We start from the raw sequence: 25,098 nt of genomic DNA on the forward strand, positions 1-25,098 counted from the left end.
GAACCGTACCGCGTGCGGGATTTCGGCCACGTTCGTGCCCTCGACCAGGATCTGGAACATGGTCCGAACTCCCGGCAGGGCAGCGGCGACTTCTTCGGGCACATCATCGGCCTCGACCTCGAACGGGCCCTCTACCGTGAAGGAGTACTCCCGCTTGGCCCCTCGCAGCACATGCACCGCCCCCGGACCGGTATCAGGGACGCTGTCCGCGGGGTCCGGGTGCAGCCCGCGGATGTTGCCCACCAGCAGAAGCACCGTGCCCAGGACGTTCGGTGTGGGGGTGTAGACGGTCAGGTCGTATGACAACGGGGCTCCTTTCCAGGCGCGCTGCGCGGCGGGGGCGCTATGCGTTGCTGTCGTCGTCCGTCCAAGGCTGCGGCGGTACATGTGCCTCGCGGAGGCGTTGCGGCATCCACTCCGCGGTGCTGACCGGCTGCACTACGCCGTCCTCGTAGACCGGGGTGAACCTCTCCGGGATCCACGGCCTGGCGGGGTCGGGCAGGAGTGTGGTGAGTTCGTCCCGGTTCGCCGGGGCGTCGGTCCACGAGTGGAAGACCCCCTCGGGGTACTCCTCGAGGTGGCCGGTGAGGTAGGGGCGAACTGCGTCGGCATAGAGGGGCCCAAACCACATCCACCACTGCGGGTGGGGCTTGAGCCCCACCCAATCCCCTTGGAGGGCGGAGTACCTGAACATCTCTGACGATCCGGAAAGTATGCGGGCTCGGTTGTTCTCGAGGATGTAGTTGCGCTGGACCTCGGCAGTGGCGTGGAATGCCCGGATCTCGATGGCGAACTGGATGAAGAACTGCTTCACCCGGGAACGCAGGCTCGCGTGCTCCAAGGCTTCCCGGGTGATGGTCATCCGCATGTCTCGGACGTCCCCTATCCGCTGCTCCCGGATAGGTCTTAGCGAAGCCCAGGACACGGGGGGGGCGGTATCCATGGCTAGGTCGCTGCCAACGGCCTGAACCCAGGCACTTTTGAAGCCTTCTTCGCCGTCGCGGGCGAAGTTGCCCTGGAGCGGCGTGTAGGTACCGTAGCGCACTGGGAGGGCCTCGGGGAGATGGGCCTCGGCCAGCCGGAGGTAGCGCCGCGGAAGGTCCTGGGGCATCTCGTCGGCGAGGCAGTACCAGGCGAACTCGACTGCGTCGACCCGGGGATAGACCCTGAACTCGGAGGCAGGGGCGGGTTCTTTGGGCTGGGGCCAGACTTCGGAGGTCTGCTCGTCCAACACCGCCCCGAAACATGCTTTGGCCAGCTTCCTGGCGAACCGCACCGCGTGCGGGATCTCGGCCACGGCCGTGCCCTCGACCAGGACCTGGAACATGGTCCGGGCGCCCGGCACGGCAGCGGCGACCTCTTCGGGCACATCATCGGCCTCGACCTCGAACGGGCCCTCTACCGTGAAGGAGTACTCCCGCTTCACCCCGCGCAGCACATGCACCGCCCCCGGACCGGTATCCGGGACGCTATCGGTGGGGTCGGGTTGCAGCCCTCGGGTGTTGCCGACCAGAAGCAGGGCCACTTCCATGGTCGGACGATCAGGGCTGTATACGCTGAGGTCATACGACACGAGGGTCTCCGTTCTCCGGTCTCGCGCTGGTTGCTCTGGGCGTCTTCATTTGGCGGGGCCGATAGTGCCGTCAAGGGAGTAGGGAAGGTCCCTGAGGATGATGTCCCCTCGACCGATGGCAGCCTGAATCTTCGCATCGCTCCTGATGGTGTCCCCACGAACGTAGATGATGAGGTGAGCTTTCTTGCCGGGGTTCGAGGCGCTTGCGTAGGTGAGGAAATCTTCGATCTGCTTGGTCCAGCGGAGTTCTTTGACGTTCTTGACCTCGACGACATGGGTGATGACGTCGCCGAGTTCGTCGGTGGTCTTCTCGTAGGAGTCGGGGAACCGTTTCTTCGACATCCCGGGCACTTTGACGGCCTTCTTCCCGGTGGGGAGGATGCCGAGGGCGTGTTCGGCCCAGCGGCCGATGAGGGAGATGCCTTGGGGTGGTTTGGCGTAGGCGGGGTTGATGTTGGGCATGGGGCAGGATCCGCTGGCGGTCGGCCGGATGAGGGGCTGTGCCCCTTCTCGGCCGCCTCCCCTGTACACGGCGGTCACCGCACCCGCGGTGGCTGCCGCGCCCCGGAATGCGGCCAGGGGTGTGCCGGGGAGGGCGCAGACGAGGTTGGCGGCGTTCTTCTCGACGGCGCGGATGGCGTCCTGGTGGCGGGTGAAGAACGCGGCGGCCTTGGGCAGGATGCGTCCGATCATGGCCAGGGCCTCGGCGGCCTTGAAGAGCTTGCCGACGGGCAGGAAGCCGATCAGGGCCATGCCGCAGGCTCCGATGTCGCCCTTGGTGAAGCAGTTGAGGATGTCGGTGACGCCGAAGAAGTCCAGCAGGAGCTGGCCGCCCTCGCGGATGATGAAGTCGACCACGTCGCCCTCGGCGAGCACCTCGTGGGCCCTGCGGAGCTCTTCGGCGGCCTGGGGGCCGCCGGCGGCCTCGGCCGCGGCGAGTTCCTCGGTGGTGGCGGTGCCGGTGGTGTTGGCCGCGGCCCTGGCGAGGTTGGCGGCGGCGTCCTCCTCGCGCTGGAGGGTGGCTGCGGCGTCGACGGCCTCGGTGGCGGCCTGGGCGGCCGCGGCTGCGTCGGCTCCGGCATCGGCTGCGGACTGCTGCGCGGTTGCCGCGGCCTGGCCTGCCGAGGCCGCGGCCGCGGCGGCGTTGCTGGCCGAGGTCGCGGCGTCGGCGGCGTGGCGCTGGGCGGTCTTGGCGTCGGCGCGGGCCTGGTCGGCGGCCTGCCGGGCGGTGGCGAGGGACTGTGCCGCCTGGTCGGCGGAGGCCTTGGCCTGGTCGGCCTGGGTCACGGCGGTGGCGGCCGACGCGGCGGCGCTGCGGCTGTAGGCGGCGGCCTGCTGGGCGTACTGCTGGGCCTCGGCGCTGGCGTTGCGGGCGGTGGCTGCTGCCTGGGCCGCGGCGTAGGCGTCGGCCTGGGCCTGGGAGGCGAATCCGGCGGCCTTGGAGACGCTCGCGTCGATCGCCGCGGCGTGGGCGGCGGCCTCCTGGTCGCGTGCTGCGGCCTCCTTGAGGCCGTACTTGATGAAGTGCCGCATCGCGGTGACGGGGCCGTCGAGGGCGACGGCCGCCGCGGCGCGGGCCTCGGGGCCTCCGGTGTCCAGGACGTAGGTGGCCTGGATGCGGTCGTCGAGGTCGTTGAGCCCCTGGTACTGCTCCTCGAGGAAGGTCCGCACCGCCGCGGGGTCGGGGCTGTCCAGGGCCGCGGAGGCGCCCTGGCGGACGTGGGAGCCTCCGGTGTCCAGCAGGTAGGTGACCCGGATGCGCTTGTCGAGGGCCTCGAGCTGGTGCCGGCCGGTGGTGACGAACTCGGCGACGGCCTCCTCGCCGCTGTCCAGCGCCTCCTGGGCGGCGATGGAGATGGCGAGGGGCTCCCGGTAGGCGTAGGCCATGGCCTCGTCGAACTGGTCCTGCTCGAGGGCGACCTGGCGGCCGGCGCGGAGGTACTCGACGATCCCGGCGTCACCGCCGACCAGGGCGGCCTCTGCCCCGGCCCTGACCCAGGGGCCGCCGGTCCTGGCCAGCCCGAGCAGGGCGCGCCGGGCAGCGGGCATGAGCGCGCCGATGTCTGCTCCGGGGGCGGCCAGGTCGGCCAGGAGCTGCTCGGTGGTGGCCGCGTCCGCGGCGGCCTGGTCCTTGGCGGCCTTCTGCGCGGCCAGGCGCGCGTCCTCGACCTGTCTGGCGGCGCTGGCCTGCCCTGATCCGTACTCGCGCTCGGCCGCGAGCCGGGCGGTGTCGGCCTCGCGGGCCTGGACGGCCGTGGAGCGGGCGAGGGCCACGGCGGCCGTGGCGGCATCGGCCGCGCCGATGGCGGCGTTGGCGGAATTGGTGGCGCGCTGGGCCGCGTCCGCGGCTGTGCCGGCATGGGCGGCGGCGTCGTCGGCCGCGGCGGCGGCGTTGTTGGCATTGGCGATGGCGGCCGCTGCGGCGGCGCTGGCGTCCTGGGCGGCCTGGGTGGCCTGGGCGGCGAGGGCGGCGACCTTCTGCACGGCCGCCTCGGCGCGGGCGGCGGCGTCCCCGGCCCTCTGCGCTGCTGCCCGGGCCTGGGCGGCCTGCTCGGCGGACACCCCGGATTCCTCGGCGGCGGCGGTGGCCAGCCCGGCGGCGTCGGCCGCATGCTGCCTGGCGCTGCCGGCGGCGTTGGCGGCGTCGAGCGACTGCTGGACGGCGGCCTTGGCTGCGTCGGCGGCGTCCTTGGCCAGCTGGGCGTTGCGGGCGGCGTCCCGGGACACCTCGGCCGCGGCGCGGGCGGCACCGGCCTTGCCGGCATCGGTGGCGGCAGCCGCGGCGGCGACCCATGCGTTGGAGGCGGCGATGTTCGCGCGGGAGGTCGCCGCTGCGGCGTTCGAGGCGGCCGTGGCCGCGGCCTGCATGGCCTGGCGGGCCTCCTGGGCCGCGCTGACCGCTATGCCCGCGGCCTGGGCGGCCTCGTCGGCCAGGGCCGCCGCGCGCCCGGCGGCGGCAGTGGCCCGCGCGGCGTTGCGCTGGCCGGCCTCGGCCTCGGCCTTGGCCCGGTCGAGTGCCTGCTTGGCGGCCAGCGACGCGGCGACGGCCTGCTTGGAGGCCTCCTCCGCGGCAGTCCGCTCGCTGCGGGCAAGATCGCTGGCGGACTTCGCCTGGTCCGTGAGCTGGCCGATGGTCGCGGTCTCGGCATCGCGGGCCGCGGCGACGTACTGCCCGTACCTCAGGAAGTCCTCGATGGCCTGGGCCGAGCCGGTGTCCAGGGCGGCACGGGCCGCGCGCCGGACCGTGACCGAGCCCGAGTCGAGCAGGTAGTAGGCCTTGATCCGGTTGTCCAGGTCCTGTGTCTGCTTCCGGCCGGTGAGGAGGAAGTCCTGGATCTGCTGCTCGCTGCCGTGGTCGAGCAGCTCGGACGCGGCGGCCCGCACATGCGGGGTGCCCGTGTCGAGCAGGAAGGTCAGCTGGATGCGGTTGTCCAGGACCCAGGCGCCCCTCCACCCTTGGGCGGCGAAGGCCGCCAGGGCCGCGTCGCTGCCCTCGTTCAGTGCCGCGGCTGCGCCCGCGCGGACGTGCTCGCCGCCGATCATCGACAGCTTCACGATGGTGATGCGCAGGTCCTGGCGCAGGGCCTCGTCCTGCAGGCCCGGCCCGCCGCCGGTACCGAGGAACTCGTCCATCGCCCCGGGCCCGCCGAGCAGGGCCTGTTCGGCGGCCGCCCGCACGGTCGGCCCGCCGGTCTTCCACAGCCTCAGCAGCCCCGCGCCGTCGGCCGCCCGCGCCACCGGCACCGGGACGGGCAGCTGCCCGTCGTCGGCGCGGGCACCGGCGGGCACTGGGAACAGCCCCGCAACCAGGGCAACGGCCACGGCGGCTGCGGCGAACGCAAGCCAGCGGACCCGCAGCAGGGCACGGTGGAAGGCAGCACTCATGAGGTCCCCCAGGTACGGACGCGGAACGTCCGGCGAGTCAGTGAGCGAAGATGCGTAAGAACCCTGTCCGGTGCGGGGAAAGGGCCCTTGTGCCGCACACGCTACACGATCAGGCCCGGGCCGGGACCACCGCGGGGTTCGTTCCGCCGGGCTCTGCTACGATCCGTCCCAGCAGCGGCGCGCCCGGAGCACCGATTCCCCCGGCCCGCCCCTGCACGCATTCGCACTTCCAGGGGAGAACACATTGGGGACACTACGCATCGGGGCAGCAGCCGCCGTGATCGTCGCCGGGACGGCAGGGGTCTCTGCGGCCCTGGCCGGTCCCGTCATGGCCGCCTGGCCGCAGACCGTCCAGGCACCGGCGGAGACCGACCCCTCCGGGCCGGCGTTCACCGTCGAGGACTTCGTGCACCCGGGGGCGGGGGCCATCGGGGCCGAGCGGAGCATCGTCCTCAAGGACGGCAACGGGTACCTCCAGTGGGCGCCCTGCCCGAGCGAGACGGACAAGAGCCTGATCCGCATCGACCACTCCGTCGCGCACCTGGCCCAGACCGACTGCTTCAGGATCATCGCCACCCCCGCGTGGCTGAGGCTGGAGATCACCGGCTCATTCGGCATCAACGCCGGTGCCGGAGACACGATCGTGACCAGCGTCCTGGACGGCCAGAGCGAGTCCCGGTCCGTGGAGGCAACCTGCCGCTCCACCGTGCGCGGGCTCACGGACAAGGCAACCGTCGTGGAGCTGCGCGTCAACCACCTCGGCACCACCCAGGACACCGCCTGCGACGCACCGGTCAGGATCGTGACCCCGTGAGGCCGGCCCGGACCATGCGGGGGACCGCTTCCCTCGGCGCAGCCGCCGCCCTTGCCCTGGCGATGGGACTGCTGGCCCAGCCGGCAGCGCACGCGGTCAGCAACAGCCCCGCGGCCGCGGCCGGGACGGACCAGTACGTCGTCAAGGTCGACACCGGCGCAAGCACCTGCACCGGCGCCCTGATCGACCCACAGTGGGTTGCCACAGCTGCGAGCTGCTTCCAGGCGAACCCGGCCGACTACGCGTCCCTCGCCTCCGGCGTCCCCGCGGCCCGGGCCAAGGTCCTCCTCGACGCGGACACCCCCGCCAGGGACACGGCCGGCATCGGTGTCATCCACGTCGAACGCCACCCCGACCGCGACCTCGCACTCGTCAGGCTCGCCAGGCCCGTCAGCGGCGTCACCCCGCCCAGGATCGCCACCAACCCGCCCCAGGCCGGCGAGGCCGTCGCCTTCACCGGATTCGGACGGACCCACGACACCTGGATCCCGGCCCAGAAGCACACCGGCGCCTTCACCGCCGGTGCCAGCGACGCCACCACCACCGCCTTCAGCCCGGCCACCCCAGGGGCCGCCCTGTGCGCGGGCGACAGCGGCGCCCCCGGCATCCGCACCACCCCGACCGGCCCGGAGCTGGTCGCGGTGAACAGCCGCAGCGGCCAGAAGGGCTGCCTCTACGCCAGCACCGCGACCACCGCGGACAGCGTGGGCAGCCGTGTGGACGACGCCGCCGCCTGGATCAGCTCGATGCTGGCCTTCGGCGCAGCCGACGGCTCCACCGCCCAGATCCGGGCCACCGGCAGCAACGGCAACTGCCTCACGCCCCGGGACGGGAAGGCCGAGACCGCACCCTGCCCGGGCAACACCGCCCGCAAGTGGCAGCTCACCAGGACCGGGACAGACGCCTACACGCTCAAGAACACCGCCACCGGCACCTGTCTGACCGGAGCAGCCGATCCCTCGGGCACCCCCCAGCTCTCCCTCGCAGGCTGCGACCCGGCCAACACGCTCGCCCAGTGGCAGCTGCAGCGCCTGGACGACGGCACTACCGCGATCAGGAACGCAGGCAACCAGGCCACCGCCCAGTTCCAGCCCACGGCCAGCACCGCCCCCACGACCCAGACCACCGGGACCAGTCCCACCGCGGCCTGGGTCCTTGGCTCCGGGGACTACTTCGACCTGAGCGCCTCCGACGTCGTGGCCGTGAGCCCCGACGGTGTCGCCTACAACCTGTACCAGTACGAGGCCACCGGGGTCCCCGGTCTGCTCAACGGCACCCAGATGGGCACCGGATGGACCGACCTCACCGCCGGGTTCGTCACCGACTGGAACGGCGACGGGTTCCAGGACCTCCTCGTGCAGTGGAACGACGGCAAGATCCGCCTCTACACCGGCTCCACCGCGCCCTTCGGCGGGTACACCGTGATCGGCCAGGGCTGGCAGGGCTGGAAGCTCAGCGTCGGACGCTGGAAGGACACCGACACCCGCCCCTCCATCGTCGCCTACAGCACCACCACCGGGACCCTGCGGCACTACGAGAACCTGAACGGGACCGGGATCGGTGCCGCCACCGAGATCGGCCAGGGCTGGGCAGGGCTCGAGATCGTCCAGATGGACTTCGACAAGGACTCCCACACCGACATCGTGGCCAAGACCACCGCCGGAGAGCTCAAGCTGTACCGCACCAACGGTGCAGGGACCTTCATCGCCGAGACCCCCGCCACGATCGGATGGGGCTGGGACGTCATCACCGCAATCTCCCCGACCTCCGGCTTCGCCGGCACAGGCACCACCGGAATGCTCGCCCGCACCACCGGCGGAGACCTGCGCTACTACCCGATCCTGGCCGACAGGGCCTGGGGCACACCCGTCACCGTGGGATGGGGCTGGGCACCCCTTCACATCTTCCGCTCCACCATGCCCTGACCCGCAGCCCGCCACCACCGGACATCGCACGCACACGAACGGAAAACCCGACCCATGGGACTCTTCTCCCGCCGCAAGGCCATGGACCCCGAGCTTGAGGGCCTCACCACGGACCAGGCCGCACTGCTGCGCCGCCTCGCCGTGGAGGCCGCCGCACGCCACGGCGTGCACGCCCAGGCGAACCCCGACCACCTCGAGACCGCCGACGGGCAACGGTACGGCCTCTCCAACCTCGCCCGGACCGTCGCCTCCGAGCCTGGGCACGCCTGGGAAGCCGCCGTCGACCGGCACTTCACCGCCGTGCTCTCCGGAACCCCTGCCGCGGCCCTCGAGGGGCCTGAGCTGCTGGGCCGGCTCCGGGCGAAGTTCATCGCCCCCGAGACCGTCACCCAGGACCGGGCCGAGCGGGACTTCGGCTACGTGCGCTGGGTCGCCTACCTGCCCCTGGTCATCGCGGTCGACCACCCCGAGAAGGTCGCCTACCTCACCGACGCGGACCTGGCCCGGCTCGGCGACCCCGAACAGGTGTGGCACACGGCCTCGATGAACCTCCTGTCCGCGGGGCTCGGCGGCACCCCGGAAGAAGTGGCCCACGAGGGCGGGGCCTTCCTGGGCCTGCAGACCGGCTCCGTCTACACCGCCACGTGGATGGCCTACCCCCAGGCCCTCATGCAGGCCCTGGGCTTCACCCCCGGCCCCCTCGGCGCGTTCCTGGCCGCACCCGCCGCGAATGCCCTGAACCTCCACCTCATCGGCGAGGCCACCGGGATGGCGGACCTGCAGCTCATGGTCCAGCTCACCGCCCTGCAGCACTCCCGGCTGCCCTCGCCCCTGAGCCCGCACCTGTACTGGTGGGACGGGCAGGACTCCATCCAGCCCATCACCTCATTCGACGGCGAGGACACCCACCTCGTCCTCCCGGACGAGCTCGAGCACCTCCTGGAACGCTGACCCACGCCCGGGCGTGCCACGGGGGACCAGCCGCAGGTCAACCGCGGCGGCCGCCCGCCCGGGCCAGGAGCCTCTGCCCGTCGGGGCGGAGCTCGCCGGTGGGCGAGAGGTGGCGGTAGAGGGTCTGGCGGCTGATGCCGAGCTCGTCGCAGAGGTCGCCGACGCGGGTCTCGGGCCTGCCCATGGAGGCCATGGCGAGCCGGAGCTTGGCCGGGGTCATCTTGTAGGGGCGCCCGCCGGTCCGGCCCCGGGCGCGGGCGGAGGCCAGGCCGGCTATGGTGCGTTCCCTGATGAGCTCGCGCTCGTACTCGGCCAGGGCGGCGAAGATGCCGAAGACGAGCTTGCCCGTGGCGGTGGTGGTGTCGACCGCGGCGCCCTGGCCGGTGAGGACCCTCAGGCCGATGCCGCGCTCGGTGAGGTCGTGGACGATGTTCACCAGGTGGCGCAGGTCCCGCCCGAGCCGGTCCAGCTTCCACACCACCAGGGTGTCCCCGGGCCGGAGGGCCTTCAGGCAGGCTGCGAGCTCCGGCCGGTCGTCGCGCTTCCCCGAGGCCCGGTCCTCGTACACCGCCTCCGCGCCGACCCCGGCGGCGGCCAGGAGCGCGTCGCGCTGCAGGTCCGTGGTCTGGGACCCGTCGGCCTTGGACACCCGGACATATCCGACGAGCACGCCGATCCCCTCCCGAGCCTTCATCACGTATACGGCCGATTGCGTGACACGCACCCCGACACCTCAGAACCAGGGCGCGGTTGTCACGTAACCCGTCGCTTATTCTACGTCTCGCCAACGCCCTGGCACACCGCAGTGTGACAGCCTTGTCGCTCGGTCGGCATGGGGAGGTTCTGCTCGGGGATTCCGAGCATGATGAGCTCTTCGCGCGCGGTGGCGAACCTCTTCGAGCCGGGGTCCGGTGCGAGCAGGGCCAGCAGGCGGCCGGCCTCGAGGGGGTCTGCCCGGGCGGCTGCGAGGGCGTCCTCGAGCGCCTGCCTCATTTCGGCGGCGCGGACGTCTTCGGGCGTCCTGCCGTCGGGCAGGGACGTGTGGGGCTCGGCGGTCAGGAGGGCGCCCAGGGTCCCTTCCGCGGTGACCTCTTCGGACTCGATGAGGTGCAGGGCCGCTGCTGCGGCTTCGAGCGTGGCTTGCTGGCGGGGCCAGGGCAGCGCCTCGTACACCCGCCATCGGCCGGCTCCGCCGCGCACGGGGTGGCCGGCCGCCTCCCAGATGCCGGCCACGGCCCTGCGTGACCTGGCCGGCAGGGCCGCCAGGGGGACGGCGATCTCGTCGATCAGGGTGCGCAGGAGGCGGAACCAGACACCGGCATGCACCCTGCGGCGGGGAAGGTCGACGGCTCCGGTGTGCAGGGCGGCGTGGGTGAGCCGGTCCATCGCGGCGACGGCGGCCGGGGCCATTGCGGGTACCGTGTCGGGGTCCTCCCAGAAGAAGCAGATGCCAGGGGCGCCGTATGCCGGCTCGAGCCTGCACCCGTGCTCGGGGCAGGTGAGCGTCAGCGGCAGCTGGGATACGAGGGTGAAGCTCCGCAGTGCCGCCGGTGTGGTGCTGATGCAGCCCGGGCAGGCGCGGTGCATCGGCGGTCGCCGGGGGTCCGCCGGCAGCCAGGGCCGCCAGGCGGCCAGCCGACGGCGAGGTCTGCAGCTCGGGTCCAGCAGGACGGTGTGCTGCTGGGCGTAGTTCTCGAACGCCCTCCCGGGCTGGTGATCGGGCTCGTGGGGCTCGATGAGCCAGGGCTCCCAGCCGGCCAGCGCCATCGTGCGTATCCGGTCCATGGGGACGCCGGTGAGCTCGGCGAGGGTCCTGATCAGCTGCACCGGCGGGGCGGAGTCGAAGAGTGCCATCGGGCCCAGGGGCGCCGCTGCGCCGGGCGTGCTGAGGCCGTGGCGGATCAGGGCCTCAAGGGGCATGTCGTACGCGTCGGCGAGCCGCCACAGCCAGGAGGAGAGGGCTTCCCCTTCGGCTGGTGCGGGGTGGAGGGGCCAGCGTGGCGTCATGCCGGGGTGCGTTCGAACGTCCGGCGCCGTTCGGTGGGCCCGGTGTAGGGGGCTGCGAGCAGGGTGCGGCGCGGTTGATGGACTCCTCGCCGGATTCGATGGCGACCGCGGCGGCGGCCGTGAGCAGCCACGCCAGTTCGCCGATGGTCCCCTCGCTGCGGGCGAGCAGGTAGGAGGCCATCTCCTCGTCGGCGATCGGCGAGGGGCGCCGCAGCGGAAGGGCCGCCGCGAAGCTCGCCAGCAGGGAGCAGGCTTCCGGTCCGGGTTCCCACCGGGGCAGGGGGAACGGCTCGAAGCGGTTCTCGAGCTGGTCGTCGGACCGGATCGCCAGGTAGGCGTCCCGGGTGCCCACTGCCACCAGCGGGATGCGCAGCTCGTTGCCGAGGAAGCGGATCAGGTTCAGGAACTCCCGCCGGGTGTCCCCGCGCCCGGCCAGGACGTTGTGGAGTTCGTCGATGACCAGCACCCTGACCCCGACTGCGCGCAGCAGTGCCAGGGTGGCCTGCTCGAGCTCCGCGATGCGCTGCCGGGGGCGGACCGGTGCGCCCATGGCGGCCTGCAGCGCGACGTAGAAGCGGCCCACCGACGGCTCGGAGGGCATCTGCACGACCAGCACCGGGATCTTCTCGGAGTCCGGCAGGGAGACGGCGGGGTGGAGCCGCCGGAACTTCTCGATGACCATGGTCTTGCCGTTGTTGGTCGGCCCAATCACCAGCAGGTTCGGCATCCGCTCCCGCCGCGGCCAGGCGAACAGCGCCTCCAGCCGCTCCAGTGCCTGGCTGGCCTTCGTGTAGCCGATCCACCGGTCGGAGCGGAGGCGGCGCAGGCGTTCCTCATCCGGCAGCAGCGCCGTTGCACGGATGCTCTCGTGGAGATGTCCCAGGCCCGCCTCCGGCCCCGGTGCGCCTACCACTGCTCGATCACCTCGAATGGCACCGCCGGCACCGCTTGGCTCGGCTGCGGCGGCGGGACCGGCGAGATCGGAGGAGAGTCGGCCGTCGGGGTGCGGCGGCGGCGTTCGGCGTTCCGGCGGGCCTTCCGGGTGGCGGCCTTGGCCGTGTCGGTGATGGCGCGCATCTGGTCGACCATGCGGAACAGGGCCTCCTCGTCGACCTGGGACCTTCCCTCGGTGCGCAGGCGCATCACCGCCGCCCGATGCTCCCACAGGGTCACCGGCGGACGGGACAGGGACCGGTACGGCACGGCCAGGTAGGAGCCGCCGTCCGGGTCCAGGACCCAGATCCGGCTGATGTCGCGCGGGTCCCGGCGCAGCACGAAGGAATCGAGCTGGTCGCGGCGGGCGACCCAGGGCTTGAGGGCATCGCTGAAGTAGTGCACGTGGTCCAGGACGAATCCCGTCCGTGCCAGCCTCCGACGGTAGACCGGCAGGAAGTCGACCAGGAAGGCCGCACCGTCGGCCACCACCGGCGGTGCGGCCTTCCCGCAGGCCTCCTCCCAGCGCCGTTGCGGGGTCTGGCCGGTCGTGCCGTGCAGCTGCCCATGGTAGACCGCGACGGCCAGTGCCAGCCACCGCTCGAGCTCGGCCATGGTCAGGGTGGCTTTGGCCTCGGAGTCGTAGCTGCCGCGTTCGGCCGGGTTGGAGAAGGTCGTGCCGGACAGCTCGTGGACCATGCCCATCATCGTGCCGATGACCCGCTCGACGATCCCGCCGTAGTGGGGCTGCCCGCCGGGCCTATAGCGCAGCGAGATCCCGTGCTGCTCGCAGCCCCTGCGCAGCGCTTCGCCCTTGAACTCCGCGGCGTTGTCCAGATACAGCCCGCGCGGCTTACCGCTCATCGGCCAGTCCGCCTCAGCGCCGATCCGCTCCAGCCACGGCCCCTTGTCCGTGGCCATATGCGCCAGGCACAGCCCCACCGAGAGGGCCGAGGGCGCCTCCAAGGTCACCACCAGCCCGACGATGCACCTGCTGAACACATCGATTCCCACGGTCACGTACGGGCGGCCGATCGGCAGGCGCTCCCGCTCGTCGACCACGATCACGTCCACCACGGTGTGGTCGATCTGGACCTGCTCGAGGACCTCCCGCACCGGAGGGACAAGGCCCCCGGCCGACTGCAGACGACGCGCGCCGTCGGCTCCCTCCCGGGCCATCGCGGTCGCGAGCGGATCCAGCCCGGCGACGCGTCGGGCAACCGCGGAGCGCGACGGGACCCGCAGACCGCGCCTGCGGCACAGCCGCGCGATCTCCCGGTGCACCGCCGCAACGGTCTTCTTCTGACGATTCGCATACGCACCCGCGAGCACCTCCCCGACTACGGCATCCACGCCCGCAGGCAGCCGGGACCCGCCCCGCCCGCCGGATGACCGGCCCGGAACCATGTCCGAGGCCAGCCCCTCGCCCTCGCGCCACCGGAGCAGCAGCGAATAGACCTGACGCTTCGAGACCCCCAGCGCCTCCGCCGCGGCATCCACCGCGCCCGCCGCCAGCCGATCGGCCGCGGCCAGCGGGCCGATCACCTCCGCACGGCGGACCGCCGAAGCCCACACCGGCTCCGGCACCGAGAGGAGACCCCGCTCCGGCACCCGGTCCTCATCGACCACGCCATCCTGCACGACACCATCAAACGCCGCCTATCCGTGCACAGGACTTCGGACACGCCGCATGCACGAACTCGTCTGCACAAGCCCGTATTCGCGCGGCCAGCTGTGCAGACGACTTCGAACATTGACAACCTCGGGGCCCTTCTCCGGCTGCCTCACGAACGATCGTTTCCGTCCCACAAGGGCCCCTCAAGACCGCTCAACCGCTAGCACTCTCAGTACTAGTATTCGCGCCGTCTGGAGCGGACCCACCGCGCGTGGCAGTCTGGTGCAATGCCAGCACTTCGCTCTCGCACCGTGACCCATGGCCGCAACATGGCGGGCGCCCGCGCACTGATGCGCGCCTCCGGCGTCGCCAACTCGGACATCGGCAAGCCGATCATCGCCGTCGCCAACTCGTTCACCGAGTTCGTCCCCGGCCACACCCACCTGCAGCCGGTAGGCCGCATCGTCTCCGACGCGATTCTCGCCGCCGGTGCCGTGCCGCGCGAGTTCAACACGATCGCCGTGGACGACGGCATCGCGATGGGCCACGGCGGCATGCTCTACTCGCTCCCATCCCGCGACCTCATCGCCGACTCCGTCGAGTACATGGTCAACGCGCACTGCGCCGATGCCCTCGTGTGCATCTCCAACTGCGACAAGATCACCCCCGGGATGCTCATGGCCGCGCTGCGCCTGAACATCCCCACGGTGTTCGTCTCCGGCGGCCCCATGGAGGCCGGCCGCGTGACCCTCACGGACGGCTCCGTCCGCTCCCTGGACCTGGTCAACGCGATCTCCGACGCCGTCGACGAGTCGATCTCCGACGCCGACATCGACCTCATCGAGCAGAACGCGTGCCCCACGTGCGGCTCCTGCTCGGGCATGTTCACGGCCAACTCGATGAACTGCCTCACCGAGGCCATCGGCCTCTCGCTCCCGGGCAACGGCTCCGTCCTCGCGACCCACACCGCGCGCAAGGCGCTCTACGAGCGCGCGGGGGCCACCGCCGTCGGCCTCGCCAAGCGCTACTACGAGGACGACGACGCGTCCGTCCTCCCGCGCTCGATCGCCACTGCGGAGGCATTCGACAACGCGATGGCCCTGGACATCGCGATGGGCGGCTCGACCAACACGATCCTGCACCTGCTCGCCGCCGCTCAGGAGGCCGGCGTCGAGTACGGACTCGCGGAGATCGACGCGAAGTCCCGCAAGGTTCCGTGTCTGGCGAAGGTCGCGCCGAACGTGGCCAAGGACAAGACCTACTACATGGAGGACGTGCACCGCGCCGGCGGCATCCCGGCGCTGCTGGGCGAGCTCAACCGCGGCGGACTCCTGCACACCAACGTCCGCTCGGTGCACTCGGACGACCTCGCCTCGTGGCTCGATGCGTGGGACGTCCGCGGCGGTAAGGCCACCGACGAGGCCCAGCAATTGTGGCACGCGGCGCCTGGCGGCCAGCGCTCCTCGACCGCGTTCTCGCAGTCGAACGAGTGGACCTCGCTCGATACCGACGCCGAGGGCGGCTGCATCCGATCGGTGGAACACGCGTACTCCAAGGACGGCGGCCTCGCCGTGCTGTACGGAAATGTGGCGATCGACGGCGCCGTCGTGAAGACCGCCGGCGTGGACGAATCCATCTGGACGTTCGAGGGCCCCGCCGTGGTGTGCGAGTCGCAGGAGGAGGCCGTCGAGAAGATCCTGAACAAGACGGTCAAGGAGGGCGACGTCGTGGTGATCCGCTACGAGGGACCCAAGGGCGGGCCCGGCATGCAGGAGATGCTGTATCCGACCTCGTTCCTCAAGGGCCGCGGCCTCGGCAAGAAGTGCGCGCTCATCACGGACGGGCGCTTCTCCGGGGGCACATCCGGGCTCTCCATCGGGCACATCTCCCCCGAGGCTGCCTCCGGCGGCACCATCGCCCTCGTGAAGGACGGGGACCGGATCCGCATCAATATCCCGAACCGCTCCATGGAGCTGCTCGTGGACCCGGCCGAGCTCTACGCGCGCCGCGAGCACCTCGAGGCCACGACCGGGTACCACCCGGTGAACCGCGAGCGCCCCGTGTCCGCGGCCCTGCGCGCCTACGCGGCCATGGCCACCTCTGCGGACAAGGGCGCCGTGCGCGACGTCGACTCGCTCACGCGACTCACGTCCCCGCAGCCGATCGGCTAGCCTCCGGGGCCCGCTGAGTACAGCTCGATACAGCTCAGGCGGCTCCGCCCCCGGAAACGGGAGGCGGAGCCGCCTGAGCTGTATCGGAATGCCCGGCTGTCCGGGCAGGTGGGGCAGCACCGGTCGCGCCGGGCCCTCAGCCCTGCCTGCCGATCAGCCCTGAGCCGAGACCAGTTCCTTAGAAGCGTCCTCGGACCCCGCATCGGGCTCAGCGGTCTGACCCGCAGGGTTCTGCACCGTGGTCTGGGGAGCCGGCGGCACGATAGCCGCCATTCCCGTCATCCCCTCCGCGCTCTGCGGGGGCCTGAGGAGTGGGTTGACCGCCGTGACGGTCGACAGCTCCGGCATGAGCTGGCGCGAGGACCCGGAGCCCTTGGCCGCTGGACGGGCCCCCGCGGGCGTGGCTGCTGCCACACTGGGGGCGGGCGTGCGCTTGGCCACTGGGCTCTTGGCACCCGTCCGCGCGGCGGTCGGCTTGGCCGCCGCGCCCGGCGGCGCGCTGGCGGTGGCCGGCTTGCTCGGCTTCCGCTTCGGCGCGGCCTTGGGCTTGGGGGCTGGTGCAGCAGCATCGGGAGCGGTCTCGGCCAGGGCCTCCTCGACGACAGCCACCCCACCAACGGCAGAGTCAGTGTCGGCGTCGGTGGAGGCGGCGTCGGCAGAACCGCCGGCGTCAGGGGCTGCGCTGGCCGCTGCCGGGATGCCGTCGGCTGGGCGCTCGCCCTCGACGGCCAGCTGGGCTTGATCGGCTTCCGCCGCGAGGGAAGCCAACATCTCAGCGGAGTTGCGCGCGTACTGCACGAGCAGCACGGTGAGGTGGGTGATCGCCAGGAGCACAACCGGCGGCATCGCCGCCACGAGCGCGGACACGACGACCGGCACATTCCCGTGGGACGCCTGGACGGCGAGGATCGCGTGGATCGAGTTGGCGGCCGTCGAGACGACCGCGCCGAAGAACAGCAGGATCCACGGGTAGAACTGCTCTTTGCCCTCGCGTCCCGCGAGCGCGACGATCGCCACCGTCGCGGCGACGATCATGCCGTCCACGATGAGCGGCCACATCCACCCGATCTCGGGGTTGATGCCCGCGCGGACGGCGAGGTCGGTCAGTGCGGAGAAACTGAGGACGAATGCTCCGGAGCCGATGACGACGGTCGAGGCGATGCCTGTCGCGACAATGGGCTTGGAGATCGGCTTGTAGGCCTTCGGGGGGCGCGCGTTCTGGGGGTTCACCCTAGTGTTCTACCACGGCGCAGGCAACGTTCCGCGACCGGTCCGCGCGGCCCTCAGCGACGCCGGTAGTAGTCCCTCCAGATGAGCCGGTGGATCGGGATGAGACGCGGCAGCGAACGCACCCCGGGGATGAACGGGACGAGCATGAGCGCGAGGGTCAGCACGACCATGATGCCGCTGATCACGAGGTCCGCGTTCGCCAGCCCGTTGAAGGGCGGGATCTGGTACCAGAAGGAGAACAGCCACAGCCAGGACTGGCCGGGATAGTTCCCGGTCTCGTTCATCATGCCCCACTGGTCGCCGGTCAGGTGCTGGGCGTCGGCGAGGCCGTTGAAGTACGTCCCATCGCCGAGGAACAGCTCGGTGCGGGTTCGGTCCATGCCCGCGAGCGAGCCGCCGTCGAGCACCCGGTCCAGGGAACCGGACTGGGCCATGCCGAGCAGGGCGGCGTCCAAGCCGGGGACAGGGCCGTAGTCGCCCGCGGCGACCTTGGCCGGGTCGTTGTCCGGAGCCTTCGAGAGGGCGTCAGAGTAGGCGGCGGCCCAGTCGGTGCGCTGCTTGTCCGTCGCGGCGTTCCATGCGGCCAGCTCCGTGGGCGGCTGGGGCAGCGTTCCGAGCGGTCCGAGGACCATGTCCTGAGCGGTGTCAACGGGCAGTCGGACCCCGGAGAGGCTCTGCAGGTCGATAGGGCCAAGCGTCTGGCTCGCGCCCGCGGTCGAGTTGTACGGGGGGCCGTACTGCGCGGTGTCGCTCGTGCCTCCGAGCTCAGCCGTCGCCGTTGCCACGAAGTCCGACGGCGCCGCGGCGGCCCACTGCTTGAGCGTCACCGGCGCGTCATCCGGGGAGCCGATGATGGCGGCCAGCCCCACGATGAGCACGCCGACCACGACGAGCGCGTAGACGAGCTCCTTGACGAGGTCGTATTCGCGGACGGCGCCACGCCATGGCTGACGGTCGAGGTCTCTGGAGCCCCGACCCGGGTGATGGTGCGGCGCACGGCTTCGTTCCTTGAGGCTCATGGCAGGTCACTTCCTTCCGGGGCGGACGCGGCCGAGCGCAGCTGCGCGTCCGTCTCGGAGGCCTCGAGCGGCGGGACGACGCCGTGGACGCGGACGAGGAGGACGTGGAGCACGACGACGACGCCCACCGCGAGCGGCAGCAGCACGATGTGCCACATCAGCACCTGCCCGAGGTTCGCCACGTTGAACCACGCGCCCACCCCGACGGCGTTGAGCGCGTCCTTGGCCTGGAACGCGATCCACTGGGAATCGAAGTTCGTCTGGAGGAGGTAGCCCGTGAACGCCGTGACGATCGAGACGACGAACGCGATCACTCCGGTGATCCATGTCAGCGCGCGGCCCCCGCGCCACGACGCCATCCAGAACTTCCCCCACAGGTGGATGACCATGGACATGAAGAACAGCTCCACTCCCCACAGGTGGGTGCTGTTGATGAAGTGGCCGGTCGCGGACACGTGGTACCAGGCCGGACCGTTGAGCGCGAGGATCACCCCGGAGATGATCACGTACAGCAGCGCGGCGATGGCGCCCATGCCGAACACGTAGATCCACGAGGCGACATAGCTGGGCTGAGTCTCGGGCAGGAGCTTGTCCGGGGGAAGGGTGCGCACGCCCCACTCCCGGAACCTGCCGGTCCAGTTGAGAATCCGGCCACCGGGCGGCGCGGGCGGCATGCCGGCCGATCCCGGTCCCGGACGTGGCGTGCTCATCGCCGGTCCTTTCCCCCGGGGAAGGGCAGGAACAGCGCGGCGACGAACAGCACGATCATCACGGCGATGATGATGAGGTTTCCCAGCTGCACGGTGAAGGAGCCCCATCCAAGGTAGATGCCGTCGGCTCCAAGGCCGGCCGCGGAGGCCAAGACGTTCAGTGACGTGTCCACGCCACCAAGGTCCGCCCCGGCCGTGCCCCCGAGGAAGGGACTTAGGGCCCAGCGGCCCCAAGTCCCAGCAACCTCACAGGTATCAGAACGGGTAGTCGGGGATGTCCGGGCGCATCGTGAGCCACTGGATCTCGGTGAATGCGTCGATGTTCGACGTCGCCCCGCCGAACCGCGAGCCGGTCCCGGAGGCACCGACGCCGCCGAACGGCGCGTTGGCCTCATCTGAGACGGTCTGCTCGTTGATGTGGACCTTGCCCGAGTGGACACGGTCGGCGATCTTCATGGCCGTCCCGACGTCACCCAGGATGCCCACGGACAGCCCGTACTCGTTGGCGTTGACCATCCCCACGACCTCGTCCACCTCCGAGAAGCGCGTGATCGGCGCGACCGGGCCGAAGATCTCCTCGATGAACGCGGGGTTGTCGAGGGCAAGGTCGGCGAGCACCGTGGGCCGGTAGAACAGCCCCTCGTAGCTCCCGCCGGCGGTCAGGCGGCCGCCCTGGGCGACGGCGCCCTGCACGATGCCGTCGATCTTGTCCCGCTGGTGCTCGTCGATGATCGGGCCCAGCGCGACCTGTCCCGTGAACGGATCGCCCACGGGCAGGTTCTCGGCCTTCGCGGACAGCTCCGCGACGTAGTCGTCGTACACGGACTCGTGCACAAAGTGCCGGCCCGTCGTCATGCAGATCTGGCCCTGGTGCATGAACGATCCGAACGCGCCGGCGGAGGCGGCCTTGGCGAGATCGGCCCCCGGCAGGACAATCAGCGCGTTGTTGCCGCCGAGCTCGAGGTGCGCGCGCTTGAGGTGCCTCGCGGCGGCCTCGCCGACCTTGCGGCCCGCCACCGTCGAGCCCGTGAACGAGATGATGCGCACCTCGGGCGCCTCGACCACGGCCGCGCCCGTCTCGGCCCCTCCCGGCAGGAGCGAGAGCACGCCGGCAGGCAGGCCGGCCTCCTCGAAGATGCGCATGAGCGTCACCCCGCCGCACACGGCCGTGCGCGGGTCGGGCTTAAGCAGGACGGCGTTGCCGAGGGCGAGCGCCGGCGCGACCGAGCGGATCGAGAGGATGAGGGGAAAGTTGAACGGGGCGATCACGCTCACGACGCCGGCCGGTCGCCTCCGCGCGAAGGACCACCGGTCCTCGTCCGAGGTCAGGACCTCGCCGTGCGGGTGCGACGGGAGCGCGGCGGCCTCGTAGCACTCGTTGGCCGCCGTGTGGATCTCGAGCTGCGCCTTGGGTGGGATGCTGCCCGCCTCGCGGACGATCCAGTCCTGGATCTCGCCGGCGTGCTCCTCCCAGAGCTGCCCCGCGCGGCGCAGGACGGCGGCGCGCTCCTCGGGCTTCTTCGCCGCCCACTCGGGCTGGGCCTTCGCGGCCAGCTGCGCGGCGCGGTACACGTCGTCGCGCGAGGCGGCCCCGACGGAGGCGAGCGTGGCCCCGGTGGCCGGCTCGACGGCGTCGTACACGCCACCCGCCGCCTCGGTCCAGCCGCCGATGTTGACCTTGCCGCCCCACAGTGCGGTATCGAGAAGTGCCATTCCGGTGTCCTCCATCTCACTCTTCCCGGTTCGGGTCGAACGCTACTATGCGGCCCCCACCGCCTGGGCGGCCTCTGCGATCGAGGCCGCCGCGGCGCACAGCTCGGGGACGAGCCGCCCCACCTCGGACTCGCGGTCGGCCGCCGAGCCGTGCCCATCGAGCCGCACGGACAGGGCCATGTTGATCGCCGCGACCGTGCGGCCCCCGGCGCCCACCACCGGCACGGCCACGGACTGCAGGCCCACCTCGAGCTCCTGGTCGACGACCGCGTATCCCTGGGCGCGGACCCTGGCCAGCTCGTCCTCGATCGCGAGCCGCGTGACGAGCGTGCGGGGCGTGAGGGGCTCGAGCGAGGCGTGGGCGAAGTACGAGTCCAGCTCGGCGGGCGGCAAGGACGCGAGCAGGACCCGGCCCATCGACGTCGCGTGGGCCGGGAACCGGGTGCCGGGCGAGATGCCGACCGAGATGATCCGGCGCGTGTGGATGCGCGCGAGGTACACGATGTCCGTGCCGTCCAGGACCGCGAGGGACGTCGACTCGCCGTGCCGGTGCGAGAGCTCCTCGAGGATCGGCTCGGCCAGCTCCGGCAGGCGCTGGCCGGACAGGTACGCGTACCCGAGCTGGAGCACGAGTGGCGTCAGGGCGAACACTCGTCCGTCCGTGCGCACATACCCCAGCTCGACGAGCGTGTGGAGGAACCGCCGTGCCGTGGCACGGGTGAGCGACGTCCGGGCGGCGACCTCGGAGAGCGTCATCTCCTGGTGCTCGGCGTCGAACGCGCGCACGACGGCGAGGCCGCGCGCGAGCGACTGGACGAACTGGTCACTCGCTGTCGGGACCGGCGGCTGGACATAGTCCACGCTGCCGGTGTTCGGCTTCTGGTTTCGACTCGGCTCAACCACCGTCGGCTCCACCGTCGTTCGGCTCAACCGGCCGCCGGGAGCAGCGGGACGTCCATAACGTCCTGCAGCTCCTCGAACGTGGTGCCGAAGGTCTCGCGCACGCGCACCCCGTCGTCCGTGATGAGGAAGACGGCCTTCTCCGTGTACACGCGCGTCACGCAGCCCACGCCGGTGACCGGGTAGGTGAGCTCGGGGACGAGCTTGGCCGTGCCGTCCTTGGTGGCCAGGTTCATCATCACGTACACGTCCTTGGCGCCTGTGGCGAGATCCATGGCGCCGCCTACGGCGGGGATCGCGTCCGGCGCGCCCGTGTGCCAGTTGGCAAGGTCGCCGGTCGCGGAGACCTGGAACGCGCCGAGGACGCACACGTCGAGGTGGCCCCCGCGCATGATCGCGAACGAGTCGGCATGGTGGAAGTAGCTCGCGCCCGGCAGCTCGGTGACGGGGATCTTGCCGGCGTTGATGAGGTCCTCGTCGATCGCGTCCCCGGTGGCGACAGGCCCCATGCCGAGCATGCCGTTCTCGGTGTGGAGCGTGATGTCCTGCTCCGCGGTGAGGTAGTTCGACACGTTGGTCGGCTGGCCGATCCCGAGGTTCACGAAGGAGCCCGGCTCGATGTCCTTCGCGACGATCTGCGCCATCTCGTCGCGGCTCAGCGGTACCGTGCTGGTCTGGGGGACGCTCGCCGTTGTCTGCTCAGTCATGTCCTCAGCCCACCTTCACGATCGTGTTGACGTAGATCCCCGGGGTCACGACATTCTCCGGGTCGAGGGCGCCGGTCGGCACAACCTCGGAAACCTGGACCACCGTGTGCTTCGCGGCGGCGGCCATGATCGGGCCGAAGTTGCGGGCGGTCTTGCGGTAGACGAGGTTGCCCTTCCCGTCCGCCTTGAGCGCCTTGATGAGGGCAACATCGGCGTGGATCGGCGTCTCGAAGACCTGCCACTTGCCATCGAGGAGGCGGGTCTCCTTGCCCTCGGCCAGCATCGTGCCGTAGCCGGTGGGGGTGAAGAACCCGCCGATCCCCGCGCCGGCGGCGCGGATGCGCTCGGCGAGGTTGCCCTGCGGGACGAGCTCGAGCTCGATCTGGCCCGCGCGGTACTTCTCGTCGAAGTGCCACGAGTCCGACTGCCGCGGGAACGAGCAGATCATCTTCTTCACACGGCCCTCCTTGATGAGGAGCGCGAGGCCCTCGTCTGCTTGGCCGGCGTTGTTGTTGACGACTGTGAGCTCCCTCGCGCCGCACTGCAGGAGCGCGTCGATGAGCTCGAACGGCTGCCCAGCATTGCCGAACCCTCCGATCATCACGGTCGAGCCGTCTTTGACGCCCGCCACGGCCTCCGCAGCGGTGTCCTTGAACTCCAGTGTGTGTGCCACGACCGGTCCCCTTCTACTTCGCGTTGACGTTCTCGAGCACGACGGCAAGGCCCTGGCCCACGCCGATGCAGATGGCCGCGACGCCCCACCGCTCGCCGCTGCGCTGCAGGGAGCGGGCGAGCGTGCCGAGGATCCGGCCCCCGGACGCGCCGAGCGGGTGGCCCATGGCGATCGCGCCTCCGTGCCGGTTGACGATCTCGGGGTCGATCTTCCACGCGTCCACGCACACGAGGGACTGGGCGGCGAACGCCTCGTTGAGCTCGACGGCGCCGACCTGGTCCCAGCCGATCCCCGCCTTCGTGAGGGCCTCGTTCGCGGCCTCGACCGGCGCGAACCCGAAGTACTGCGGCTCGTTCGCTGCGGCAGCACGGCCCGCAATGCGGGCGATCGGCGCCAGGCCGATGGTCTCCGCGGCGGCCTCGGAGCCCATGAGGACGGCGGACGCGCCGTCCGACAGCGGAGATGCGTTGCCGGCCGTGACGGTGCCGCCCGCGGTCGATCCCGAGCTATCGCCATTGTCCTTGCGGAACACGGTCTTGAGGCCCGCGAGCTTCTCCGCGGACGAGCCGGGGCGGATTCCCTCGTCACGGGTCAGGTCGGTGCCAGGGACGGGGACAACGAGGTCATCGTAGAAGCCCGCGTTCCACGCGGCGTCGGCAAGGTTGTGCGATCTGGCGGCGAACTCGTCCTGACGGTCGCGGCCGATCGAGAAGCGCTCGCGCAGCTGCTCGGTCGCCTCGCCGAGGGACACCGTCCACTCGGCGGGCATCTTCCTGTTCACGAGCCGCCAGCCGAGAGTGGTCGAGGCGAGCGTCATGTCACCGGCCGGGTAGGGCTTCTCTGTCTTGGGCAGGACCCAGGGGGCGCGGGACATGGACTCGACGCCGCCGACGAGCATGACCTCGGCGTCTCCCACCTGGATCTGGCGGGACGCGATGATCGCGGCGTCGAGCGAGGAGCCGCAGAGCCGGTTCACCGTGGTGCCGGGGATCGAGACGGGCAGGCCGGCCAGGAGCGTGGCCATGCGGGCCACGTTGCGGTTCTCCTCGCCGGCGCCGTTGGCGTTGCCGAAGATCACCTCGTCGATTGCACGGTGCTGGCCGTCGGTACCCTCCAGCGCCTCGGGGGTGAGGCCGGGCGCGCGGTCCACGATGGTGCGGACCATGTGCGCGGCGAGGTCGTCGGGGCGGACCCCGGCGAGCCCGCTGCCGAACTTGCCGAACGGGGTCCTGATGGCGTCATAGACGAATGCTTCAGTCACTTGTGCTGTTCCTCATTGATCAGTGAAAGGGTCTCGTGGGCCAACGGACGCAACGGACGGCCTACCGCCGCCGCGAAGTGCTTCCGAAGCAGCTCGGCGACGGCTGCTGGGTCCTCGGTCGGAGCGATGTGCGCGACGCCGGGGATCTCGACTGCGGTGCCGTTCTGGGCGCGCTCCGCCATCCACTGTGCCTCTGAGAACGGGCACACGGAGTCGAACTCGCCCGCCAGCGCGAGGAACGGGGCCGAGATCTCGCCGAAGCGGTCACGGACGTCGTACGCGGCAAGGGCGCGGCACACGGCGGCGTAGCCGAAGCGGTCGGCGTCGCGCAGCGCGTGGAGCAGCCGCGAGGACTCGGAGGGGTGCTCCCCCAGGAAGCCGGGGGCGAACCAGATCTCGGCAGAGGCCTCGAGGCGGATGGCGGTGCCCTCCCTGGCGACCGCATCGGCGCGCGCCGCGTACGCCTCGGCGCCGTTGAAGCGCGGGGAGGAGCAGACCATCGCGAGGCTCAGGAGCCTGTCGGGATGCCGGAGCGCAAGCTCCGCGCCCGTCGCGCCGCCAACGGAGTCGCCCGCATAGTGGAACCGGGCACCCGGCGCCATCGAATCGACAACGTCCACAACGGCGTCCGCGAGGTCGCCGAGGCCGAACGACGCGTCGGACGCGACGGCCGGCGAGGCGCCGTGGCCCGGAAGGTCCCAGGCGAGGATGTCGTAGTCGGCGCCGAGGAGGCGCGCGGCGTCGTCCCACATCACGGTCGACGTCCCGAGCGACGGCCCGAGCACCACAAGCTCCCGCTCTCCGAGCTGCTCGCGCGGGCTGAGCCGCACGGCCTTGATCTTCGGCACGCTCATGTGCTGGTCCTTTCCTCGTTTCTCTCAGGGTAGCCACACGTTCGCATCATGCACAAGTGTTCGCGATACGAACATACAGATAGCTCCTGACTGGTCCCGCAGGGCGTGGCTTCAGTTCCGGGACCTCCGACACTGCCCCCCGCCGCGACCCCGGCCG

At 71.2% G+C, this 25,098-nt stretch carries 20 protein-coding genes; 4 read left to right on the top strand and 16 right to left on the bottom strand.

Annotated elements, in window-relative coordinates; translation table 11 throughout:
* Positions 1 to 343: 343 nt before the first annotated feature.
* Together SCMU_RS19580 and SCMU_RS19585 are read right to left on the bottom strand one after the other, a co-directional pair.
* Positions 344 to 1,531 carry a hypothetical protein gene (locus SCMU_RS19580; protein ID WP_229230742.1) on the bottom strand — a complete coding sequence of 396 codons (1,188 nt, stop codon included), beginning with the start codon at positions 1,529 to 1,531 and terminating at the stop codon, positions 344 to 346.
* Between the two features lie 87 nt (positions 1,532 to 1,618).
* Positions 1,619 to 5,458, bottom strand: coding sequence for a putative toxin (locus SCMU_RS19585; RefSeq protein ID WP_229230743.1), 3,840 nt, complete (start codon positions 5,456 to 5,458; stop codon positions 1,619 to 1,621).
* Between the two features lie 244 nt (positions 5,459 to 5,702).
* Here SCMU_RS19585 and SCMU_RS19590 point away from each other — a divergent pair, with 244 nt between their 5' ends.
* From SCMU_RS19590 to SCMU_RS19600, 3 genes are read left to right on the top strand one after another with little or no spacing between them, the layout of a single operon-like run.
* Complete coding sequence (locus SCMU_RS19590; protein ID WP_229230744.1) at positions 5,703 to 6,272, top strand: hypothetical protein; 570 nt, start codon at positions 5,703 to 5,705, stop codon at positions 6,270 to 6,272.
* Positions 6,269 to 8,197: a trypsin-like serine protease gene (locus tag SCMU_RS19595; protein ID WP_229230745.1), complete on the top strand. Its 1,929-nt coding sequence runs from the start codon at positions 6,269 to 6,271 to the stop codon at positions 8,195 to 8,197. Before SCMU_RS19590 ends, SCMU_RS19595 begins: the two co-directional genes overlap by 4 nt.
* Before the next feature lie 54 nt (positions 8,198 to 8,251).
* Entirely contained in the window at positions 8,252 to 9,148 is an 897-nt protein-coding gene (locus SCMU_RS19600) for a hypothetical protein (protein WP_229230746.1), read from the top strand.
* Between the two features lie 37 nt (positions 9,149 to 9,185).
* Here the strand turns inward: SCMU_RS19600 and SCMU_RS19605 are convergent, their stop codons facing one another.
* From SCMU_RS19605 to SCMU_RS19620, 4 genes are all read right to left on the bottom strand, one after another.
* Positions 9,186 to 9,818, bottom strand: a complete 633-nt coding sequence (locus SCMU_RS19605; protein WP_229233096.1) for a recombinase family protein — start codon at positions 9,816 to 9,818, stop codon at positions 9,186 to 9,188.
* Between the two features lie 104 nt (positions 9,819 to 9,922).
* Positions 9,923 to 11,155: a TniQ family protein gene (locus SCMU_RS19610; protein WP_229230747.1), complete on the bottom strand. Its 1,233-nt coding sequence runs from the start codon at positions 11,153 to 11,155 to the stop codon at positions 9,923 to 9,925.
* Positions 11,058 to 12,068 carry a TniB family NTP-binding protein gene (locus SCMU_RS19615; protein ID WP_229230748.1) on the bottom strand — a complete coding sequence of 337 codons (1,011 nt, stop codon included), beginning with the start codon at positions 12,066 to 12,068 and terminating at the stop codon, positions 11,058 to 11,060. Before SCMU_RS19615 ends, SCMU_RS19610 begins: the two co-directional genes overlap by 98 nt.
* A complete protein-coding gene (locus SCMU_RS19620; RefSeq protein ID WP_229230749.1) occupies positions 12,062 to 13,717 on the bottom strand; it encodes a TnsB C-terminal domain-containing protein in 1,656 nt (551 codons plus the stop codon). The genes SCMU_RS19615 and SCMU_RS19620 overlap by 7 nt, the downstream gene beginning before the upstream one ends.
* Positions 13,718 to 13,990: 273 nt before the next feature.
* Here SCMU_RS19620 and ilvD point away from each other — a divergent pair, with 273 nt between their 5' ends.
* Positions 13,991 to 15,874, top strand: coding sequence for a dihydroxy-acid dehydratase (gene ilvD / locus SCMU_RS19625; protein ID WP_229230750.1), 1,884 nt, complete (start codon positions 13,991 to 13,993; stop codon positions 15,872 to 15,874).
* 153 nt (positions 15,875 to 16,027) lie between these two features.
* Here ilvD and SCMU_RS19630 read toward each other — a convergent pair whose 3' ends face one another.
* The 10 genes from SCMU_RS19630 to SCMU_RS19675 all read right to left on the bottom strand — a co-directional run bounded on the left by SCMU_RS19630 (position 16,028) and on the right by SCMU_RS19675 (position 24,941).
* Complete coding sequence (locus tag SCMU_RS19630; RefSeq protein ID WP_229230751.1) at positions 16,028 to 17,104, bottom strand: DUF2637 domain-containing protein; 1,077 nt, start codon at positions 17,102 to 17,104, stop codon at positions 16,028 to 16,030.
* Between the two features lie 53 nt (positions 17,105 to 17,157).
* The gene (locus tag SCMU_RS19635; RefSeq protein ID WP_229230752.1) at positions 17,158 to 18,123 is read right to left on the bottom strand and encodes a hypothetical protein; all 966 of its coding nucleotides are present in this window, start codon (positions 18,121 to 18,123) and stop codon (positions 17,158 to 17,160) included.
* Positions 18,120 to 18,833 (bottom strand): cytochrome b N-terminal domain-containing protein, encoded by a 714-nt coding sequence (locus SCMU_RS19640; RefSeq protein ID WP_229230753.1) that lies wholly within the window; start codon positions 18,831 to 18,833, stop codon positions 18,120 to 18,122. Before SCMU_RS19640 ends, SCMU_RS19635 begins: the two co-directional genes overlap by 4 nt.
* Positions 18,830 to 19,006 carry a hypothetical protein gene (locus tag SCMU_RS19645; protein WP_229230754.1) on the bottom strand — a complete coding sequence of 59 codons (177 nt, stop codon included), beginning with the start codon at positions 19,004 to 19,006 and terminating at the stop codon, positions 18,830 to 18,832. Before SCMU_RS19645 ends, SCMU_RS19640 begins: the two co-directional genes overlap by 4 nt.
* Before the next feature lie 82 nt (positions 19,007 to 19,088).
* Complete coding sequence (locus SCMU_RS19650; protein ID WP_229230755.1) at positions 19,089 to 20,546, bottom strand: benzaldehyde dehydrogenase; 1,458 nt, start codon at positions 20,544 to 20,546, stop codon at positions 19,089 to 19,091.
* A gap of 45 nt (positions 20,547 to 20,591) precedes the next feature.
* Complete coding sequence (locus tag SCMU_RS19655) at positions 20,592 to 21,407, bottom strand: IclR family transcriptional regulator domain-containing protein (protein ID WP_229233097.1); 816 nt, start codon at positions 21,405 to 21,407, stop codon at positions 20,592 to 20,594.
* Positions 21,408 to 21,472: 65 nt separating this feature from the next.
* Positions 21,473 to 22,153, bottom strand: a complete 681-nt coding sequence (locus tag SCMU_RS19660) for a 3-oxoacid CoA-transferase subunit B (RefSeq protein ID WP_229230756.1) — start codon at positions 22,151 to 22,153, stop codon at positions 21,473 to 21,475.
* Positions 22,154 to 22,157: 4 nt separating this feature from the next.
* A complete protein-coding gene (locus SCMU_RS19665; protein WP_229230757.1) occupies positions 22,158 to 22,826 on the bottom strand; it encodes a 3-oxoacid CoA-transferase subunit A in 669 nt (222 codons plus the stop codon).
* A 13-nt stretch (positions 22,827 to 22,839) separates the two neighbouring features.
* Positions 22,840 to 24,087, bottom strand: coding sequence for a thiolase family protein (locus SCMU_RS19670; RefSeq protein ID WP_229230758.1), 1,248 nt, complete (start codon positions 24,085 to 24,087; stop codon positions 22,840 to 22,842).
* Positions 24,084 to 24,941 (bottom strand): alpha/beta fold hydrolase, encoded by an 858-nt coding sequence (locus tag SCMU_RS19675; RefSeq protein ID WP_229230759.1) that lies wholly within the window; start codon positions 24,939 to 24,941, stop codon positions 24,084 to 24,086. The genes SCMU_RS19670 and SCMU_RS19675 overlap by 4 nt, the downstream gene beginning before the upstream one ends.
* Positions 24,942 to 25,098 lie beyond the last annotated feature (157 nt).

It is taken from the genome of Sinomonas cyclohexanicum, assembly GCF_020886775.1.
GTDB lineage: Bacteria > Actinomycetota > Actinomycetes > Actinomycetales > Micrococcaceae > Sinomonas > Sinomonas cyclohexanicum.

What these genes read in the sequence shown, in the direction of transcription:
- SCMU_RS19660 (WP_229230756.1), bottom strand. Translation starts at nt 22,153, where the DNA reads ATGACTGAGCAGACAACGGCGAGCGTCCCCCAGACCAGCACGGTACCG.
- SCMU_RS19640 (WP_229230753.1), bottom strand. Translation starts at nt 18,833, where the DNA reads ATGAGCACGCCACGTCCGGGACCGGGATCGGCCGGCATGCCGCCCGCG.
- SCMU_RS19675 (WP_229230759.1), bottom strand. Translation starts at nt 24,941, where the DNA reads ATGAGCGTGCCGAAGATCAAGGCCGTGCGGCTCAGCCCGCGCGAGCAG.
- SCMU_RS19600 (WP_229230746.1), top strand. Translation starts at nt 8,252, where the DNA reads ATGGGACTCTTCTCCCGCCGCAAGGCCATGGACCCCGAGCTTGAGGGC.
- SCMU_RS19585 (WP_229230743.1), bottom strand. Translation starts at nt 5,458, where the DNA reads ATGAGTGCTGCCTTCCACCGTGCCCTGCTGCGGGTCCGCTGGCTTGCG.
- SCMU_RS19580 (WP_229230742.1), bottom strand. Translation starts at nt 1,531, where the DNA reads ATGGAAGTGGCCCTGCTTCTGGTCGGCAACACCCGAGGGCTGCAACCC.
- SCMU_RS19610 (WP_229230747.1), bottom strand. Translation starts at nt 11,155, where the DNA reads ATGACGCCACGCTGGCCCCTCCACCCCGCACCAGCCGAAGGGGAAGCC.
- SCMU_RS19650 (WP_229230755.1), bottom strand. Translation starts at nt 20,546, where the DNA reads ATGGCACTTCTCGATACCGCACTGTGGGGCGGCAAGGTCAACATCGGC.
- ilvD (WP_229230750.1), top strand. Translation starts at nt 13,991, where the DNA reads ATGCCAGCACTTCGCTCTCGCACCGTGACCCATGGCCGCAACATGGCG.
- SCMU_RS19635 (WP_229230752.1), bottom strand. Translation starts at nt 18,123, where the DNA reads ATGAGCCTCAAGGAACGAAGCCGTGCGCCGCACCATCACCCGGGTCGG.